Raw genomic sequence first — 18,044 nt, 5'->3', positions numbered from 1 at the left:
TGGGGCGGTAGTGGCGAACGCGCCCGGCGACCCCCAGTGCGACCGAGCCCGGATGTCGGTGACCGGGAGTAGCTTGGCTGCCATGACTCTCGCACTGGGCATGATCACCGTCGACGCGCTCGCGCCGGCACCACTGGCGACGTGGTGGGCCGACCACCTCGGCGGTCGGATCGTCGAGGAGAACGACGGGTACTTCGTCGTCGTCGCAGTCGGGGAGGGCACCCCGCTGTTCGCGTTCCAGCAGGTCGAGGACCCCACACCGGGGAAGAACCGCATCCATCTCGACCTGACGACCGACGATCTCGAGTCGGAGGTCGAGCGACTCGTGGCCGCGGGCGCCACCAAGATCGCCGATCGCGAGATGCCCGGCTTCGCGTGGGTGACCCTGGCCGACCCCGACGGCAATCAGTTCTGTGTGTCGGCCAGGCACGAGGCGGAGGCGACGTCCTGACACGCAGGCATGTCGTCCGGCCGACCGACGGGTGCCCTTGATGGGATTCACTCGTGCCGAACTCCTCGGCTATCAGGACCGCACCGTCGACGATCTGGTCGGCGAAGGGTGCAAGCTGCTGTTCGTCGGGATCAATCCGGGTCTCTGGACGGCGGCCACGGGAGCGCATTTCGCGCGTCCGGGCAATCGGTTCTACCCGGCGCTCGCCAAGGCCGGCATCGTCGACCACGTCATCGACGCCTCACGCGGTATGTCCGACGCCGACCGCGCGCTGCTGCTCGACCGCGGTGTGGGAATCACGAATGTCGTGCCGCGTGCCACCGCGACCGCCGCCGAACTGACCGTCGACGAACTCCGTGAAGGCGGACGCCGGCTGCGCGAGCGGGTTCGGATGATCGGCCCGCGGGTCGTCGCCATCGCCGGTATCACCGCCTACCGCAGCGCGTTCGGGCGCCGCGACGCCGTGCCGGGACGGCAGGACGAGACGTGGGATGTGGGCACAGGGGACGGTGCCGAACTGTGGGTGGTTCCGAACCCCAGCGGGCTGAACGCCCACGAGACCGTGGACTCCCTCGCCGCCGCCTACCGTCGGGCCGCGGTCGCCGCCGGGGTGGTGGAGGACCTCAGAAGTCCTCGGAGCTGACGACGCGGCGCCGCACCGACAACAGCTCGACCTCGGGGTGGCCCGCAGCTGAACGTTCGACGGCGTCGAGCACGTCGACGACGTGCCCGCGATCGGCGGCCACCGCACTGACACCGATGACGGTCCGACGATGCACGTCCAGGTGACCCACCTCGGCCGCCGAGACCGTGTACCGCTTGCGGAGGTCGGCGACGATCGGCCGCACCACCGACCGCTTCTGCTTCAGCGAGTGAACATCACCGAGCAGATAGTCGAACTCGCAGAACCCGATCCACATCAGTGGTCGGTGCGGATCAGCGTCGCCACGTGGTCGGGTACGTACTTGGACAGCGAGCGCGGCGGCCGGTGATAGTTGCCCGACTCGATCGGATGCTTGGGCAGGGACACGCGGGGACGCGGGACCTCTTCATAGTCGATGGTCGACAACAGGTGGGAGATCATGTTGAGCCGCGCGTGCTTCTTCACATCGGACTCGACGACATACCAGGGGCTCAGGGCGGTGTCGGTGTGGACCATCATCTCGTCCTTGGCGCGCGAATAGTCCTCCCACCGATACACCGACTCGAGGTCCATCGGGCTCAGCTTCCACTGCCGGACAGGGTCGTTCATACGTGACCGGAATCGTTTGAGCTGTTCGTCGTCGGACACCGAGAACCAGTACTTGCGCAGCAGGATGCCGTCGTCGATGAGCATCTGCTCGAAGATCGGGGTCTGCCGCAGGAACCGCGAGTGCTCCTCGGGCGTACAGAAACCCATGACCTTCTCGACGCCGGCCCGGTTGTACCAGGACCGGTCGAACAACACGATCTCACCGGGCGCGGGCAGGTGTGCGACGTAGCGCTGGTAATACCACTGGCCGCGTTCACGATCCGTCGGTGCGGGCAACGCGGCGACCCGCGCGATGCGCGGGCTGAGGTACTCGCTGATGCGTTTGATCGTTCCGCCCTTGCCGGCGGCATCGCGTCCCTCGAAGACGACCACCACGCGGGCGCCGGTCTCGCGGACCCACTCCTGGAGTTTGACGAGCTCGGTCTGCAACCGGAACAGTTCCGCCTCGTAGACCTTGTTCGCGATCTTGGCCTGCTTCGGTTTGTCCTTCTTCGACATGAGCAGAAAGACTACGGGGTGCGGACGGCCTCGCGCTCGGATTGCAGTTCGGCGACCGACGCGTCGATGCGCGCCCGGGAGAACTCGTTGATGTCCAGACCCTCCACGATCTGCCACCGCCCGTCGACCGATCGCACCGGGAACGAGCAGACGAGTCCGTCGGGGACGCCGTACACACCCGGCGACGGCAACGCCACCGACGTCCAGTCGTCCGGCCGTGTGCCGAGAACCCAGTCGTGGACGTGGTCGATCGTGGCGTTGGCCGCCGACGCCGCCGACGACGATCCGCGGGCTTCGATGATCGCGGTGCCGCGTCGGGCGACGGTCGGGATGAAGTCGTCGACGAGCCAGTCGCGGTCCGCGGCGATGTCCGCGCCGCTCCGGCGGCCGACCCGCGCATGGAAGATGTCGGGATACTGCGTCGCGGAGTGATTGCCCCACACGGTGACCCGGCTGATCTCGTCGACACTCGCGCCGGTGCGCCGGGCGAGCTGCGCGATCGCGCGATTGTGGTCCAGACGGGTCAGCGCCGTGAACCGTTCGGCCGGCACCTCGGGCGCATGCGCGGCGGCGACCGCGGCGTTCGTGTTGGCGGGGTTGCCGACGACGATCACCCGGATGTCTTCCGCGGCAACGTCGTTGATCACCGAACCCTGTGCCGCGAAGATGTCGGAGTTGGCCGCGAGCAGGTCGGCCCGTTCCATGCCCTTGGTCCGCGGCCGGGCCCCGATGAGCAGACCGAAACTCGCCCCGTCGAACGCCTTGCGCGGATCGTCGAGGACGTCCACCGACGTCAGGAGCGGAAAGGCGCCGTCGTCGAGTTCCATGGCGGTCCCGACCGCGCCGGAGATCGCCTGTGGCAGCTCGAGAAGCCGCAGGGCGACGGGCTGGTCGTGACCGAGCATCGCGCCGGCGGCGATGCGGAACACGCTGGCGTACCCGATGCTGCCCGCCGCTCCGGTCACGGTCACGGTGACGGGCATCCGACGGTTCACGACGCCTTCTCCGTGAGCAGGACCTGAGCCGCCGGTCCGACGAGGACCAGGGCGTGGCCGACGGAATACCAGGTCAGCGGTTCCTTCGTGAACTCGGTGACCCAGGTGTCGGCGCCGGCGCGCGGCCCGGGGCAGGCCATCATCGTCGAGGCGAGGGAGCCCAGGCGCAGCAGTGAGTTGTCGACGCGGAGGTCGCCGATGTGTCGGTTGCATCCGGCCGACAGGGCGATCCGGTTGGCGGCGGGAAAACTGACCTCCAGCGGTCCGCCGCCGGGGATCTGCTCTCCGGTCACCGCAGTCGAGGTGTAGGTCTTGCCGACGAAGCCGGGGGCCGGGGGAGCCGAGGACGCGGAACCGGGTCCGACGATCGTCGTACCGAGCGCTACGATCACCGCGCTGAGCAGCAACGCCATGCGTAAGCTGATGCGGTGTTCGCGGGCTGGGTGACGGTCGTGCGCGGATCGACGTCCCGGTACGGGTTGACGTCTCTGCGCCGGATGACGGCGTTCGCCGGAGCTCACGTGCACAACGGTAGCCGACCGGACAGGGGTATGGATATGACGAATGTGGGCGCTCCATGGTCCCGGTGACGTGTCGGACCGAGTACCTGACCGGTCGCCATCATCGTTCGGCCACAGCCGCCTGGGTCCTCATGGTCGCCGGGATGGTCGCCCTCGTGGCCCTCAACGTCGCCGGGGTCGACGGTCTGGTCACCTCGGCGGTGGTCGGCGCGGCGATCGTGGCCTCCCTGCTCGGGGCGGCATTCGGGCGGCTCGGCGAACGAGGCGCTGTCCTGCTGACCGTCGACGAGGACACGGTCTACTTCGGGAACGAGGACCGCACACTGGTCAGCTATCCGCTCTCCTCACTGGTCACGGTCGCGGTGGGCGGGCCGGCGGACGCCACCTCGGACATGACCGGCGAGCGTGCGCGACATCTCACGGTGATCGGACAGAAGTACCTCAAACTGACCTTCGCGACCCGGGACGGAAAGCCCGTCCCCGCCGACCGGACCCCGCCCGACCGCGACGACGACCCCGACACCGCGCCGGAGACGCACTTCTGGCGGGTCGCCGTCGTGGAAGGGGACCCGGCGGTGGCGGAGGTCCTGGCCCGTCTCCGGCAGCACGCGCCCGAACGCATTGCCACCAGGAAGAAGACCGCGACGTCGGCCGGGCAGCAGCCGCGGGCCGCCGCGGCAAGCGCTCCGCCGGACGAGCCCGTCGATCTGACCCGGCCCCCGACGAGCGGACCGCGGATCGTCGACGCGGGTTCCGACGAAGCGGCGCAACGACTGTGGGAGGAGGCAGCGCGTCGCCACGACGAAGTTCTCGGCGCCTACGGCAGTTACGAACTCGACCCCGCCATGCTGCTCCGGTACCCGGCCGTGACCGACGTGACCGTCGACCAGACGCAGACCTTCCATCTAGCGCTCGACGAGGCGATGGCCCTGCGGACCGACGACTATCCGGGGAACCGCTCGCGCGCCGACGCCTACCAGCAGTCGGTCGCCCGACTGCGGCGGGCCTGGATCGCCTGCGAGAAGAACGGCCGACGGGTGGGGGCGTCCTATCTGGAACAGGGCGATCAGGACGACCTCGACACCGCGCTCAAGCTCTACAACCACGCTGCGGCCAGCACCACGCCCGCCGAGCAGGCCACCTACTACGGCCGGGTCCGCGACATCGTCAGCACCATGACCGACCGCGGTGTGCTCCACCCGCCCGAGGCGGCGGTGGCCGAACTGCAGGCCGTCACCCGGAGAGCGCTCGAGGCGGGTACGCCGAAGGTGTGAGGCGAGGCGGTACAGGCCCCGGTCAGGGGAGCCGTCCGGTTACCGGCCTTCCCTGATGAAACGTCCGTCCAGGGTGTACAAAGCCTCGGCGCCGTCGGTATTGGCGATCTCCATCCGGATCACGAACTCCTGAGTGTCGCTGATGCGGTCGAGCTCGACCTCCACGCCCACTGCGTCACGGTCGTACTCGGGGACCGACGCGCGTCTCATCAGGTCGGCACGCACCCGATCGAAGACCTCCGCGGAGATGCTGTCGAAGCGGAAACCGTCGGCTCGATACCGGCCCGCCGAGATGCTCGATGAAGGGAAATAGCCTGGGGCGACGGCAATCTCGCCGCCACGGTCGGCGATCCGGTAGCGGACCAGAACGCCGCCCGAGTTCTGGATGACGCTCGCCGTCACCGGAGAAACGCCGTCGGCGATGCCCTGGATGATGAACTCCTCGATGACGGGTGCGTTCAGCGGGACGCGTGCCGCGGCCAGTTCACGCCGGGCCAGTTCGAAGGACTTCTGGAAGTCAGCAGGGTCGAAGAACTCGGCGACGGTGCCGTCGGGTGTCGCCTGGACGGAGTAGTCCTCGAAGACGCCCTCGCCGGGTTCGATCGTCCCGGTGATGAGCACCGGCGCGTCCGGTGCGCCGCGCTCGATCGCGATTCGTTCGAGTTCGGGTTCGGTGGAGTACGGACGGACGGCCGCAACCATCGGTTCGGCGACCGAGCCGAGCACGTTCGGGTCGATTGCCGTGGCGTCGAAGGTCTTGTTCGCCCGGTCGGTGTTCGGCACCGCCGAGGAATTCGAGTACCCGTCCCCGACGAGGACGCTCGTCGCGCGTCCGGTTGCCGGGTCGAGGACGATCGCCTGATCCGACGAGGAGTCGATCTGATACCTCAGCGCCAGTACGTTGCGCGTCGCCTCCGGCCCTTCGTATTCGATGATCGCCTCCAGCATCCGACGGTGCCGGTCGGCGAGGCTCGCCGCTTCCTCTTCGGTGGACGAGTCGTCGCCGGAATCGAGGGCGGAGTCGAAACCCGACAGCGAGGGTCCCTCCACGTGCCACCCGCCCGCGACGCCGAACAGCAGTGCGCCGGCCACGAGCAGGGTCACCACCGGGTAGGCGAGAGCCCAGCGCCCGGGCTGGTCGTCGAATTCGGGGGTGTCGGTCTGATCGCGCGGCGGGAGTGAGTCCGGCGGCAGGGTGGTGAACGGGCTTTCGGTCAGGGACTGGAAGTTGCCCTTGGTCATCGAGGTGATCCAGCGGGCACGGTAGGCGGTGTCGTTCGGTGGGTTGATGGTCGCGGTGACCATGGTCGGTTGTAGGTCGTCGGCGGTGAGGCTGCTGCGCGTGAGTGCCTCGACCTCCACCTGCGGCGCGTCGGGCGACGTCGCGCGCCGGAACTCCGGCAGTTCGGACACCCGGGACGCGCGCGGACTGATCGCTATCCCGACGAACACCAGCGGGATCCCGAAGAACAGCGCCACCCACCAGTCGTTGAACGCACCGAGACCCACGCCCACCGCGATCAGCGATCCGGCGATCACCGCCCGCACGAGGCGGAGACGAACCCTGTTCCGGCGAGTCCTGGTCATGGGCCGTCCTTAGTCCTCGAGCCGAATCGGGTGGACTGATCATAATGTCGGCGTCCTCGGTCGACCAGCGGCCGCGTACCGTTGTTGCTGACCTGGCCGCCGGGAGGGGGCGGGTCGCGACGGAAACCGGGAACGATCAGGAGAAATGTTTCGGTGGGAAAGCTGAGCAACAGCATGTGGCGACTTCTGGGCGCCCAATCGACTCGCAACCAGTCGAAGTCGTTGGGAGTGATCAAGGACGCCGAAGCCCACACCGACTGGGCCGCCGAACTCGCCGACGACGCGTTCAGCGCCGAGGCGGAGAAACTCGACATCACGGAGAAGCCCGCCGACCGCGCGAAGTTCCTCGCCCTGGTCCGTGAGGCCGCCGACCGTGCCATCGACCTTCGGCCCTTCGACGTTCAGCTGCAGGGTGCCCTCCGACTCCTGGAGGGCGACATCGTCGAGATGGCCACCGGCGAGGGCAAGACACTCGCCGGGGCGATCGCCGCGATCGGGCATGTGCTGCAAGGGCACCAGGTCCATGTGATCTCGGTCAACGACTACCTGGCGACTCGCGACGCCGAGTGGATGAAACCGCTCTTCGACGTCTTCGGCATCACCGTGCACGCGGTCTCGGAGAACTCCGACCGCGAGGAACGCCGACGCGCATACGCCGCGGACGTCACCTACGGGTCGGTCAACGAGATCGGCTTCGACGTCCTGCGCGACCAGCTCGCGCTGTCCGAATCGGACCTCGTGTCACCCAAACCCGACGTCGCGATCATCGACGAGGCGGACTCGGTTCTCGTCGACGAGGCGCTCGTACCGCTGGTCCTCGCCGGGTCGACCGAGACCGAGGTGCCCGACGCGGCGATCCACGACGTCGTGTCGCGGATGAAGAACAAGCACTACGAGGTCGATGCCGAGGGACGCAACGTCACCCTCACCGACGAGGGTGCGGCGTTCGTGGAGGAAGAGCTCGGCGGGATCAACCTCTACAGCGAGGAACACGTCGGGTCGACCCTCGTGCACGTCAGCATCGCGATGCATGCGCATTATCTCCTGGAACGCGACATCCACTACATCGTGCGCGACGGTGGCGTGCACCTCATCAACGCCTCGCGTGGCCGGGTGGCGCAGCTGCAGCGCTGGCCCGACGGTGTGCAGGCCGCCGTCGAGCTCAAGGAAGGTCTCGCCCAGACCGATTCGGGCGAGGTCATCGACACCATCACCGTGCAGGCGCTTATCGGCCGCTACCCGAAGGTGTGCGGCATGACCGGTACCGCGCTCGCCGCCGGTGAACAGTTCCGCCAGTTCTACGAGCTGCGCGTCTCTCAGATCCCGCCGAACACGCCCAACGTCCGGACCGATCTGCCCGACCGCGTCTACGACACCAAGGCCAACAAGGTCGAGGCGATCGTGGCCTATGTCAAGGAGATCCACGAGACCGGGCAGCCCGTCCTCATCGGCACCCACGACGTCGCCGAGTCCGAGGAGCTCGCGTACTTCCTGGACAAGGCCGGGGTGCCGTCGGTGGTGCTCAACGCGAAGAACGACGCCGAGGAGGCGAAGATCATCGCCGAGGCCGGCGCACGGGGTGCCGTGACCGTGTCGACCCAGATGGCCGGACGGGGCACCGACATCCGCCTCGGCGGTTCCAAGGACGACGCGGACGCCCACGACGAGGTCATCGAACTCGGCGGGCTGTGCGTCGTCGGAACGGGCCGGCACGACACCGAACGTCTCGACAGCCAGCTGCGCGGTCGCGCGGGCCGCCAGGGCGATCCGGGAACGTCGGTGTTCTTCTCGAGTCTCGAGGACCCGGTCGTCACCAAGAACCTCGCGTTCAAACGAGATCCGGTGTCGCCCAATGAGGACGGCTCGATGGGCAGCAAGGGCATCGACCTCATCGAGCAGGCCCAGCGGATTGCCGAGGGCGTGATGCTCGAACTCCACGCGAACACCTGGCGCTACAACAAGCTGGTGAACCAGCAGCGCGACATCATCGTGGAGCGACGGATGCAGATCCTCACCACGGACACCGCGCTCGACGAGCTGGCGGACCTGGAACCGGAACGCTACGCCCAGCTGACCGGCGAGAAGACGCCTGCCGAGTCCGAGACGGACAAGCCAGAGACCGACAAGCCAGAGACCGACAAGCCCGGGACCGACAAGCCCGGGACCGACAAGACCGAGGCGAGTGTGTCGGATGTGGCCGGAACGGACGCGACGGCGACCGATGCCGGCGCCGACGAGGCCCCGGCGGTGTCGCCGGTACCCCGAGAAGTGCTGTCGCAGGCCGCGCGCGAGATCGTGCTGTACCACCTGGACCGCGCGTGGGCCGACCATCTCGCGTTCGTCTCCGACGTGCGCGCGAGCATCCACCTGCGGTCACTGGGCAAGGAGAGTCCGCTCGACGAGTTCCACCGGTTGATCCTCGCCGAGTTCGCCGACCTGCCCGGTACGGCTCTCACAAAGGCGCGTGAGACATTCCGCGAGGCCGACATCACGCCCGAGGGTGTCGACCTGGGATCCGCGGATCTGCACCGCTCGACGACCACGTGGACCTACATGGTCCACGACAATCTGTTCTCCTCAGGCGGGGCGAAAACACTGCAGGGCATCATCGGGATCTTCCGGTGACCGAGCCGGAGGCGGCGACCACGCCGGCTCCGGACCGGATCGTCACGGTCCCGAACGCGCTGAGCGTGCTACGGCTCGCTCTCATCCCGGTGTTCGTGTGGCTGCTCCTCGTCGAGGAGGCGGACGGGTGGGCCTTCGCGGTCCTCATGTTCTCCGGGTTCTCCGACTGGGCCGACGGGAAGATCGCGCGGCTGCTCGATCAGTCGTCGCGGATCGGTGCGCTGCTCGATCCGGCCGCCGACCGGCTCTACATCGTGATCATCCCGATCGCGTTCGGCATCCGGGACTTCTTGCCGTGGTGGCTGATCGGTGTGATCATCGCGCGGGACGTCCTCCTGTTCGCCTCGGCGCCGTTGCTGCGGTCGCGCGGTGTGCTGGCGCTCCCGGTGCTCTACATCGGCAAGGCCGGGACGTTCGCGCTCATGAGTGCTTTCCCGTGGCTCCTTGCCGGACAACTCGATTCGATCGTGGGGACCATCGCATACCCGATCGGTTGGGCCTTCATGATCTGGGGTGTCGGACTGTATGTGTGGTCCTTCGTCCTGTACTGGTATCAGACGATCCTGGTGGTGCGGCACATGCCGCCGCGTCACCGGGCAGGCGCCTCGGCAGACAGTAGGGTCTGACCGAGAACGAAAGGGGTTCGCGTGACCGACAGCAAAGTGCCAGAGACCTTGCGTTACACCGCGGAGCACGAGTGGATCGAGCGACTCGGACCGACCACGGTGCGCGTCGGGATCACCGATTACGCACAGGACGCCCTGGGCGATGTGGTCTTCGTCCAGTTGCCCGAGAGCGGTGCGGAGGTGACGGTCGGGGAGTCGTTCGCCGAGGTGGAGTCGACCAAGAGCGTGTCCGACATCTTCGGTCCGCTCGCGGGGACGGTGTCGGCGGTCAACGACGCCCTCGACGCGTCGCCGGAACTGGTCAACTCCGACCCGTACGGCGAGGGTTGGCTGGTCGAGATCGAAGCGGCCGACGAGGCGATCCTCGACGAGCATCTGGGCGAGATCCTCGACGCCGCGGGCTACCGCGCCGTCATCGAGGGCTGAGTGCCCGGTGGCCGTGAGCGGCCGGTGCCCCGATCGACCCGGCTGATGGCTCCCGGAGCGATATGATCGACGATGCCGGAGTCGACTCGCTCGCCGGTGCGATCGGCATGACCGGTACGGTTACGGCAGTGGGAACGAGGGGCGCGACGTGACACCGATGCTCACGATCTCGCGCCCAGAACTACCCGGCCGCACAAGTCATGTAGATTCGACCGGCCATCGCGGCGAGAGCCGACGGGCATCGTCCCGGACGGTTCCGACTGTTCCGAGGACATGGTTGACGACTATGCGGTTGGCACTGACGATGACGAAGGAGAAGCGGTGAGCGAAAACGACAGGGACTTCGAGGCGCCGGTGGAGACCACATCGGTGTTCCGGGAGGAGTTCATCAACGAACTCGATGCCGGGACCAGCACCTCGAGTGAGCCGGCCGACACGGGGGTCGAGCGACTCGCTCCCGGGACCGCGCTGCTTGTCGTGAAGCGAGGACCCAACGCCGGGTCGCGGTTCCTCCTCGACCAGCCGACGACCTCGGCCGGCCGGCACCCCGACAGCGACATCTTCCTCGACGACGTGACCGTCAGCCGCCGTCACGCCGAGTTCCGCCTCGGCGACAACGAGTTTCAGGTGGTCGATGTGGGCAGCCTGAACGGCACCTACGTTAACCGGGAACCGGTCGACACCGCGTCGCTGAGCAACGGCGACGAGGTCCAGATCGGCAAGTTCCGCCTGGTCTTCCTCAGCGGTCCCCGCGACGAAGCAGACGCCTGACACCCGTGACGGCGTCCACGGCCCCCCGCGGCGAAGGATCGATGTCGATCGGCACGGTCCTCGCCCAATTGCGTGATGACTTTCCCGACATCACGATCTCGAAGATCCGATTCTTGGAGTCGGAGGGTCTGGTGACCCCGGAACGGGCACCGTCGGGATATCGGCGGTTCAGCCAAGCCGACTGCGATCGGCTGCGATTCGTGCTGACCGCCCAGCGGGATCGGTACCTCCCGCTCAAGGTGATCAAAGAGCAGCTGGACGCGATCGACAACGGGAACGGCGGCTTCGGTCCGGGCGGGACGCGGGTGCTGTCCGCGGCCCGCGGGACCGTGGCGCCGGCCACCGACTTCGGTGCCCGGGCCGGGCGCGTCTCCCGTGAGTCGCTGATCGAACGGACCGGAGTCGATTCGGCTTTCGTGACCGAACTCCAGCGCAACGGGCTGCTGATCGCCGGGCCGGCCGGGTTCTTCGACGAGGACGCGGTACGGCTCGTCGAGGCGGCGGCCGCCCTGGCCAGTTACGGCCTGGAAACCCGTCATCTGCGGGCGTTCAAGGTGTCCGCGGACCGCGAGGCGGGCCTGGTCGCCCAGATCGCCAACCCGATCGCCAAGGGCAAGGGCACGGGTGCGCGGGACCGTGCCGAAGAACTCGTGCGTGAGATCGCCGCGTTGTCGGTGACCCTGCACACGCAGTTGGTCAAGGCTGCCGTCAAGAGCGCGCTGGACTGATCTCCGGGCGTGCGCGGGTCGGTGCCCGTCGCGGCCGGCCGCACCGGACTGAACAGCCACGATCGTCCCAAACCGCCGCGAGTCGGCCGCCGCTGTCCACTCAGTCGGTGTAGCGTCGAGATCACTGAAACGAGCGCCGTACAAGGCGTCTGGGAGGTGCGAGATGAGCGAGATGCGTGTGGTGGGCATCAGGGTCGAACCCCCGCAGAGCCAGCCGGTGTTGTTGCTGCGCGAGGTGGAGGGTGAGCGCTATCTGCCGATCTGGATCGGGCAGAGTGAAGCGGCTTCGATCGCCCTGCGGCAGAAGGGGATCGAGCCTCCTCGCCCCTTGACGCATGACTTGATCGTCAATCTGATCAAGGAGTTCGGGCAGACCCTGCTCGAGGTTCGGATCGTCGACATGCAAGAGGGCACCTTCTACGCCGAGATGATCTTCACCGGCGACCTGCGCGTGTCGGCGCGGCCGTCGGATTCGATCGCGGTCGCGATGCGGGCCGAGGTCCCGATCATCGCCGACGAAGAGGTGCTCGCCGAGGCGGGTCTGCTGATCCCGGACGAGGAGTCCGACGAGGCCCCCGAGGCGCAGGCCGACGAGGTCAAAGAGGACGAGGTCGAGAAGTTCAAGGAGTTCCTCGACAACGTGTCCCCGGACGACTTCAAGGCGAGTGGCGCCTGACCGGTCGGCGCATCCCGTGCGACGGACCGCGCTCGTTTCCGACGCCGGGGGCCAGATCACGGAACGGACACCGCCCGGTCACCATTTGTCTCGATCTCAAGTTGAGGTTGAGTGTGCTGGCGAGTCGCGTTGATCCTCCGTCATCCGCCGCATAGCGTCATCAGCGACATCGAGCACCGGACACGGGCCGATGAAGATGAATCGGCCGACCGGAAACAGCCTGGACCGCGTAGTGTGGACGTGGACGTCAGGCACTGTGGTGCGGCGTCCGATCCGAGCTTTGCGAGGGAGTCAGAAGTGGGCGATCGTCCGGTCGACAGCGAAACGACGTCGAGCGACCAGTCACCCGATCGTCCGGTGACCGAGCGTGTCGACGCCGTCCCGACCCAGGGCAGTCTCGGCGACATCGCCCCGGGCCTGTTCCCGGACGACACCGTGCCCGACGAACTCGTCGGCTACCGCGTACCGAGCGCGTGCCAGATCGCCGGTATCACCTATCGCCAGCTCGACTACTGGGCCCGCACCTCGCTGGTCGTCCCGTCGATCCGTGGAGCAGCGGGCTCGGGCAGCCAGCGCCTGTACTCGTTCAAGGACATCCTCGTCCTCAAGATCGTCAAGCGGCTGCTCGACACCGGCATCTCCCTGCAGAACATCCGCGTCGCCGTCGACCACCTGCGCCAGCGCGGTGTCGAGGACCTCGCGAGAATCACACTGTTCTCCGACGGCACGACGGTGTACGAGTGCACGTCGGCCGAAGAGGTCGTCGACCTGCTGCAAGGCGGGCAGGGAGTGTTCGGTATCGCGGTCAGCGGCGCGATGCGTGAGCTGACCGGCACCATCGCCGATTTCCCCGGAGAGCGGGCCGACGGCGGTGTCAGCGAGACCGCGCCCGAGGACGAACTCGCCGCGCGCCGCAAGAACCGCGCCCGTCGCACCGGTTAGTCCGCGTCCCGCGTAGACTGGGCCCGCGTCGCTACGCTGCGGGAGAGCGCCGAAGGCAGAGATGCCGGCGGCCGCCGAAGGAGCAACACCTCCCCGTCAAACTCTCAGGCACCCAGGACCGCGGTGGTGACGACGTCTCTGGAAAGTGACGATCCGTCGTCCGCCCACGGTGAAAGGTCGTCGCGCAACGCTGCGGGGCACCGAATCTCTCAGGCGTCACATCGGCTGCGGCCGACGACATGACAGAGGGGGAGGGTCAGCAAGCCGGTGCGCGCACCGGCGCCTGCGAGAGGTGCCCTCCACCGTGTCCATCACCGATGCGACCCCGTCCGACGCCCCGGACCCCGCCACAGCTGCCGCCGCCCAGGTCTCGGCCGCCTTCGTCGATCGCCATGTCGGTCCGGATGCCGACGAGACCCGGCGCATGCTCGAGGCGATCGGCGCGGCCTCCCTCGACGAGCTGGCCCACCGGGTCATCCCCGCGGTCATCGCCGACGAACTCGACTCCGACGTGCTCGGCGCCTTGCCCGAGCCGCTCAGCGAGAGTGCGGTCCTCGCCCAACTCGGCGACCTCGCCGCACGAAACACCGTTGCCCGCTCGATGATCGGGCTCGGCTACTACGGCACCCACACGCCCGGCGTCATCCTGCGCAACGTGCTGGAGAACCCGGCCTGGTACACCGCGTACACGCCCTACCAGCCGGAGATCAGCCAGGGGCGTCTCGAGGCGCTGCTCAACTTCCAGACCATGGTGGCCGACCTCACCGGGATGGAGGTGGCCAACGCCTCGATGCTCGACGAGGCCACCGCGGCCGCCGAAGCGATGACGCTCATGCGCCGTGCGGGTAAGTCGAAGTCACCGCGCGTGGTCGTCGACACCGACCTGTTCCCGCAGACCCGTGCCGTGATCGACACTCGCGCCGAGCCGCTGGGCATCGAGGTCGTCGAGGCGTCGCTGCATCCCGAGCTGCCCGGGTACGGACTGCCCGACGGGGAGTTCTTCGGGGTGATCCTCCAGGTGCCGGGCGCATCGGGTCGCGTCCTCGACGCCACCGCGATCATCGACGCGGCGCACGACCGCGGAGCGCTCGTCGCCGCCGGTGCCGATCTGCTGGCGATGACCCTCCGCACGCCGCCCGGCGAGCAGGGAGCCGACGTCTGCTTCGGCACGACGCAACGCTTCGGTGTGCCCATGGGCTTCGGTGGGCCGCATGCCGGGTACCTCGCGGTCGGATCGAAGCATGCCCGGCAGCTTCCCGGTCGTCTGGTCGGTATCTCCAAGGACGCCGATGACAATCTGGCCTACCGGCTCGCCTTGCAGACCCGGGAACAGCACATCCGTCGTGAGAAGGCCACGAGCAACATCTGCACCGCGCAGGTGCTCCTGGCCGTGATGGCCGCCATGTACGCCTCCTACCACGGTGCCGACGGCTTGCGCGCCATCGCGCGACGCACCCACGCGACCGCTACCCGGCTCGCCGACTCGGTGGCGGCCGGCGGATTCGCGGTGGCGCACGCGAACTTCTTCGACACCATCGAGGTGCGCGCACCCGGGCAGGCCGATGCCATCGTGGCCCGGGCCCGCCAGGAAGGCATCAACCTGCGCCGGGTCGATTCCGACTCCATCGGCATCGCCTGCGACGAGACGACGACCGACGCAGACGTCGATGCGGTGCTGCGGGCCTTCGAGGTCGCCGGCGTCACGCCGCGGGCGTTCGCGCAGCCGATCGAGAATCGCACCAGCGAGTTCCTCACCCACCCGGCGTTCAACCGGTATCGCACCGAGACCGCGATGCTGCGGTACCTGCGCGCCCTGTCGGACAAGGACATCGCCCTCGACCGCAGCATGATCCCACTCGGGTCCTGCACCATGAAGCTCAATGCCACCACGGAGATGGAACCCATCACCTGGCCCGGCTTCGCACAACTGCACCCGTTCGCGCCGGCCGACGACACCGAGGGAATCCGCGAGCTCATCACGACGCTCGAGGGCTGGCTCGTGGCGGTCACCGGATACGACCGTGTCAGTCTGCAACCCAACGCGGGGTCGCAGGGCGAGTTCGCGGGCCTGCTGGCGATCCGCGGATATCACCTCAGCCGCGGTGACGTCGACCGGGATGTGTGCCTGATCCCGTCGAGCGCCCACGGCACCAATGCCGCGTCGGCGGTCATGGCGGGCATGCGGGTCGTGGTCGTCGGGTGCCGCGACAACGGCGACGTCGACCTCGACGATCTGCGCGCGAAGATCGACGCCAACGACGGTCGGGTCGCGGCGATCATGATCACCTACCCGTCGACGCACGGAGTCTTCGAACACGACGTCCGCGAGGTCTGCGGTGCCGTTCACGACGCGGGCGGACAGGTCTACGTCGACGGCGCCAACCTCAACGCGCTGGTCGGCGTCGCTCGACCGGGCCACTTCGGTGGCGACGTCAGTCACCTGAACCTGCACAAGACCTTCTGCATCCCGCACGGCGGCGGCGGACCGGGCGTCGGGCCGGTCGCGGTCCGGGAGCATCTCGCGCCCTTCCTCCCCGGGCACCCGCTCGCCGACGAATTGCCCGGCTCGGCGACCATCGCCGCCGCCCCGTACGGATCGGCGGCGATCCTGCCGATCACCTACGCCTACATCGCGATGATGGGTGCGGACGGCCTGCGGCGTGCGACGCTGACGGCGATCACCGCCGCCAACTACGTCGCCAAGCGGCTCGGTGAGCACTACCCGGTGCTGTACACCGGCGAGGACGGCTTCGTCGCCCACGAGTGCATCCTCGACCTCCGGGCCATCACGAAGGCCACCGGAGTCACTGTCGACGACGTGGCAAAACGGCTCGCCGACTACGGTTTCCACGCTCCGACCATGAGCTTCCCGGTGGCGGGCACCCTGATGGTCGAGCCCACGGAGAGCGAGAACCTCGACGAGATCGACGCGTTCTGCGACGCGATGATCGCGATCCGGGGCGAGATCGAACTCGTCGGACGAGGGGAGTGGCCCGTCGACGACAACCCGCTCCGCGGCGCGCCGCACACGGCGGAGTCGCTGGTAGGCGAGTGGGATCATCCGTACTCCCGGGAACTCGCCGTCTACCCGCAGGGCCTCCCGTCCGCGGGTGGCCGGGCGAAGGTGTGGCCGGCCGTCCGGCGGATCGACGGGGTCTACGGCGACCGCAACCTGGTGTGCAGCTGCCCGCCCATCGAGGCCTACAGCAACTGACCTGGTCGCTTGCAGCGACGAACGTTCCCTACTGCTCGTTGAGCAGGTGAGGAGCGCAGCGACGAGCCGTGTCGAAGCGACCGGGGCCGGTGCGCTAGCCGCCCGCGGTTCCCGACGGCACCGTCGACGCGGTCGAGCTCGCCGGGACGCTGGCCGGTCCGTAGACCAGCCGGTTGATGGCGACGATTGCGCCGTTCTCGGGCGTGGGCATCGGATCCGGAGTCCGCGGGAACGTCACGGTCGAGGTCGGCGCGGGCATCGGGGCGTCGCCGCGGAAACCGAGCTCGGTGAGCAACCGGAGTTGCTCCGGCTCCGAGGCGAACTCGATGAACTCGGCAACGGCATCGGTCGCCGAGTCGGTCACCGCGGGACCGGACAGCCGGACCACCGGGTAGTCGGCGATCGGCGTCGGACCGGACGGGATCAGTTCCGCCAGCCGCGCGCGGTCGTCGCCGCGGGTCATCTGGAACAGGCGCTGTTCGGTGATGGGAACGACGTGGATGCGGGCCCGCGCCGCGTCCGGCGCGTCGGCGATGACCGTCGCCGCGCCCTGTGGCGTCCCGTCCGGAGAGAGGGGGGCGCCCTCGAGCATGGCGCGCACGCTGGAACTCACCCGCGGCGACTGGGCGTCGGCGGTGGTCAGCGGCCCGGTGGTCCGGGTGACACGCGTCGCGACCGCCTGGGCGGCCAGCGCGCTGGCGTCGGACTGCGCCCCGATCGGCATCGCCATCCGCAGCGACCCCCAGCCCTGGAGGCCGAAGTCGGTGAGCGAGTTGTCCCGCCGCTGCAGGGTGGGGATCTGAGACCAGTCGAGTCGCCCGGCCAGGGCGCCGTTGAGTTCGGGAGACACGGCCAGCACGACCGGTGTCGAGACCAGGGAGCGGGTGTTGCCCTCGATCGCATCCGGCTTCGCCGCCGCCAGATCTGCCGACCACACCGACGACTGCGGCACCCAGGCGGCGGGATAGGCGCCCATCGACTCGGTGTCCCATGACCCCGACAAGCCGTCGAGCGTGATCTTCGCGTCGCCCGGACGGACGTCGACGGTGACGCACTTGTCGCGCACGACCGGATTGGTCTCCCCGAAGTTTTTGGCGACCGCGGCCAGCCCCGGCGCGATGTCGGGATCGGCGATGATCGGGACCGACTCGCGACCCTCGACACATTGGGCGGCGGCTTCGTCGGCCTGCCGATCGATCTGATCGCCGAGGTCCTGCCACGTGACGACGACGGCCGCGACGAGCAGGACCGACAAGAGGGTGGCGACGACACCTCGGCTCACGCCGCGGCTGCGGATGCTCTCCCCGCCGCTACTCCGGTGATGTGCCAACGCCGATGCCCTCCCTGCTCGGTGCGACCCTCGCCCGGTCGGCCGTGGCGACCCGGTGCGCAGTGCAGGGTACGACGATACGCCGTGCCGATCCTCGGTGGATCGGCACGGTCGTATCGCCTATGTCG

17 protein-coding genes and 1 riboswitch are annotated in these 18,044 nt (G+C 68.3%); of the genes, 11 read left to right on the top strand and 6 right to left on the bottom strand.

Annotated elements, in window-relative coordinates; translation table 11 throughout:
- Positions 1-82 precede the first annotated feature (82 nt).
- The gene (locus tag AC3B6C_RS20915; RefSeq protein ID WP_488373995.1) at positions 83-451 is read left to right on the top strand and encodes a VOC family protein; all 369 of its coding nucleotides are present in this window, start codon (positions 83-85) and stop codon (positions 449-451) included.
- A 40-nt stretch (positions 452-491) separates the two neighbouring features.
- On the top strand, positions 492-1,094 hold the full coding sequence (locus AC3B6C_RS20910) for a mismatch-specific DNA-glycosylase (protein ID WP_010843797.1): 603 nt from the start codon (positions 492-494) through the stop codon (positions 1,092-1,094).
- Here AC3B6C_RS20910 and AC3B6C_RS20905 read toward each other — a convergent pair.
- Genes AC3B6C_RS20905 through AC3B6C_RS20890 form a run of 4 tightly spaced genes read right to left on the bottom strand, consistent with a single transcriptional unit; the run spans position 1,075 to position 3,609 of the window.
- Positions 1,075-1,371 (bottom strand): DUF503 domain-containing protein, encoded by a 297-nt coding sequence (locus AC3B6C_RS20905; RefSeq protein WP_004022174.1) that lies wholly within the window; start codon positions 1,369-1,371, stop codon positions 1,075-1,077. The two genes, AC3B6C_RS20910 and AC3B6C_RS20905, sit on opposite strands and share 20 nt — an antisense overlap.
- Positions 1,371-2,201 carry a polyphosphate kinase 2 gene (ppk2, locus tag AC3B6C_RS20900; RefSeq protein WP_010843798.1) on the bottom strand — a complete coding sequence of 277 codons (831 nt, stop codon included), beginning with the start codon at positions 2,199-2,201 and terminating at the stop codon, positions 1,371-1,373. The genes AC3B6C_RS20905 and ppk2 overlap by 1 nt, the downstream gene beginning before the upstream one ends.
- Before the next feature lie 11 nt (positions 2,202-2,212).
- Positions 2,213-3,184 carry a malate dehydrogenase gene (locus AC3B6C_RS20895; protein ID WP_488376333.1) on the bottom strand — a complete coding sequence of 324 codons (972 nt, stop codon included), beginning with the start codon at positions 3,182-3,184 and terminating at the stop codon, positions 2,213-2,215.
- An 8-nt stretch (positions 3,185-3,192) separates the two neighbouring features.
- Positions 3,193-3,609, bottom strand: a complete 417-nt coding sequence (locus AC3B6C_RS20890) for an META domain-containing protein (protein WP_488376330.1) — start codon at positions 3,607-3,609, stop codon at positions 3,193-3,195.
- Between the two features lie 164 nt (positions 3,610-3,773).
- Here AC3B6C_RS20890 and AC3B6C_RS20885 point away from each other — a divergent pair, with 164 nt between their 5' ends.
- Entirely contained in the window at positions 3,774-4,991 is a 1,218-nt protein-coding gene (locus AC3B6C_RS20885; protein ID WP_488373993.1) for a hypothetical protein, read from the top strand.
- 39 nt (positions 4,992-5,030) lie between these two features.
- On the opposite strand, the gene AC3B6C_RS20880 is transcribed toward AC3B6C_RS20885, so the two are convergent.
- Complete coding sequence (locus tag AC3B6C_RS20880; RefSeq protein WP_488373991.1) at positions 5,031-6,578, bottom strand: hypothetical protein; 1,548 nt, start codon at positions 6,576-6,578, stop codon at positions 5,031-5,033.
- Between the two features lie 153 nt (positions 6,579-6,731).
- On the opposite strand from AC3B6C_RS20880, the gene secA2 reads away from it, so the two are divergent.
- From secA2 to gcvP, 8 genes are all read left to right on the top strand, one after another.
- Positions 6,732-9,203: an accessory Sec system translocase SecA2 gene (gene secA2 / locus AC3B6C_RS20875; RefSeq protein ID WP_488373990.1), complete on the top strand. Its 2,472-nt coding sequence runs from the start codon at positions 6,732-6,734 to the stop codon at positions 9,201-9,203.
- Complete coding sequence (locus tag AC3B6C_RS20870) at positions 9,200-9,829, top strand: CDP-alcohol phosphatidyltransferase family protein (RefSeq protein WP_010843804.1); 630 nt, start codon at positions 9,200-9,202, stop codon at positions 9,827-9,829. The genes secA2 and AC3B6C_RS20870 overlap by 4 nt, the downstream gene beginning before the upstream one ends.
- 21 nt (positions 9,830-9,850) lie before the next feature.
- A complete protein-coding gene (gene gcvH, locus AC3B6C_RS20865; protein ID WP_010843805.1) occupies positions 9,851-10,255 on the top strand; it encodes a glycine cleavage system protein GcvH in 405 nt (134 codons plus the stop codon).
- 273 nt (positions 10,256-10,528) lie between these two features.
- The gene (gene garA, locus AC3B6C_RS20860; protein WP_010843806.1) at positions 10,529-11,026 is read left to right on the top strand and encodes a glycogen accumulation regulator GarA; all 498 of its coding nucleotides are present in this window, start codon (positions 10,529-10,531) and stop codon (positions 11,024-11,026) included.
- 5 nt (positions 11,027-11,031) lie between these two features.
- Positions 11,032-11,754 carry a transcriptional regulator FtsR gene (gene ftsR / locus AC3B6C_RS20855; protein WP_010843807.1) on the top strand — a complete coding sequence of 241 codons (723 nt, stop codon included), beginning with the start codon at positions 11,032-11,034 and terminating at the stop codon, positions 11,752-11,754.
- Positions 11,755-11,917: 163 nt separating this feature from the next.
- The gene (locus tag AC3B6C_RS20850) at positions 11,918-12,430 is read left to right on the top strand and encodes a bifunctional nuclease family protein (RefSeq protein WP_010843808.1); all 513 of its coding nucleotides are present in this window, start codon (positions 11,918-11,920) and stop codon (positions 12,428-12,430) included.
- Positions 12,431-12,727: 297 nt separating this feature from the next.
- Complete coding sequence (locus tag AC3B6C_RS20845; RefSeq protein WP_010843809.1) at positions 12,728-13,372, top strand: MerR family transcriptional regulator; 645 nt, start codon at positions 12,728-12,730, stop codon at positions 13,370-13,372.
- 29 nt (positions 13,373-13,401) lie between these two features.
- A riboswitch (glycine riboswitch) is annotated at positions 13,402-13,503 on the top strand.
- Between the two features lie 173 nt (positions 13,504-13,676).
- Positions 13,677-16,586, top strand: coding sequence for an aminomethyl-transferring glycine dehydrogenase (gcvP, locus tag AC3B6C_RS20840; RefSeq protein WP_488373989.1), 2,910 nt, complete (start codon positions 13,677-13,679; stop codon positions 16,584-16,586).
- Positions 16,587-16,680: 94 nt separating this feature from the next.
- On the opposite strand, the gene AC3B6C_RS20835 is transcribed toward gcvP, so the two are convergent.
- A complete protein-coding gene (locus AC3B6C_RS20835) occupies positions 16,681-17,916 on the bottom strand; it encodes a hypothetical protein (protein WP_488373988.1) in 1,236 nt (411 codons plus the stop codon).
- Positions 17,917-18,044: the final 128 nt, after the last annotated feature.

The organism is Gordonia sp. 11cp (genome assembly GCF_057767225.1).
This window is presented reverse-complemented; position numbering and strand designations above follow the sequence as displayed.